This is a genomic window from Tepidimonas sp. (assembly GCF_046292505.1).
Taxonomy (GTDB): Bacteria; Pseudomonadota; Gammaproteobacteria; order Burkholderiales; family Burkholderiaceae_C; genus Tepidimonas.
The window spans coordinates 1-671 of the sequence record NZ_JBKBQX010000195.1; the positions used below are offsets into that span (position 1 = coordinate 1).

Genomic DNA, 671 nt, shown 5'->3' on the forward strand with positions numbered 1-671 from the left:
CCAACCGCTGTTTGTCGTGAAGTGGCGCGCCAGGTAGTCGGCGGGGAACAGGTGCTGACGCATATGAAACCGAGCATGGGCGCGGAGGATTTTGCCTATCTTTCACGCGTCGTGCCGGGCTGCTATGTCTGGCTGGGCAACGGCCCTGGCGAAGGCGGCTGTATGCTGCACAGCCCGCATTACGATTTCAATGACGACATCATTGCCACGGGTATCCGCTACTGGGTGCGCCTGGTCGAGGTGGCACTGGCAAAGGGGGGGTGATCTGGAGGCGCGGGCCGGAGTCGAACCGACCTACTCGGATTTGCAATCCGGTGCATAACCGCTTTGCTACCGCGCCATGGGGCCGAGCATACTACGGCTTGAATCGAAAAGGGGAAAGCCTGAGCTTTCCCCGGAACCTGGAGCGGGAGACGAGTCTCGAACTCGCGACCTCAACCTTGGCAAGGTTGCGCTCTACCAACTGAGCTACTCCCGCAACGAGCGGCGCATTCTACCAACAGTTATCGCCGTGTCAACTTTCCGTTGCGATACTGACTTGGTTGCGGCCGTTCTGCTTGGATCGATACAGCGCGGCATCGGCGCGGGCAATCAGTGCCTCACCGCTTTCTCCCGGCAGCCGGCAGGCCACACCGAGGGAAACCGTCAAGGTGCTGAGCACTTCGTCGCTG

General features: G+C 60.8%; 2 protein-coding genes and 2 tRNA genes. 1 reads left to right on the forward strand and 3 read right to left on the reverse strand.

Translation table 11 applies throughout. From position 1 onward, the window contains the following. The coding region (locus ACK4TH_RS12695; protein ID WP_409626967.1) for a M20/M25/M40 family metallo-hydrolase at positions 1-264 on the forward strand (264 nt) is incomplete at its 5' end. Between the two features lie 2 nt (positions 265-266). On the opposite strand, the gene ACK4TH_RS12700 is transcribed toward ACK4TH_RS12695, so the two are convergent. The 3 genes from ACK4TH_RS12700 to ACK4TH_RS12710 form a co-directional block, all read right to left on the reverse strand. After that, a tRNA-Cys gene (locus tag ACK4TH_RS12700) sits at positions 267-340 on the reverse strand. A 62-nt stretch (positions 341-402) separates the two neighbouring features. Further along, positions 403-478: transfer RNA gene (locus ACK4TH_RS12705), tRNA-Gly, on the reverse strand. A gap of 36 nt (positions 479-514) precedes the next feature. Continuing rightward, positions 515-661, reverse strand: coding sequence for a diguanylate cyclase domain-containing protein (locus ACK4TH_RS12710; protein ID WP_409626969.1), 147 nt, complete (start codon positions 659-661; stop codon positions 515-517). Positions 662-671: the final 10 nt, after the last annotated feature.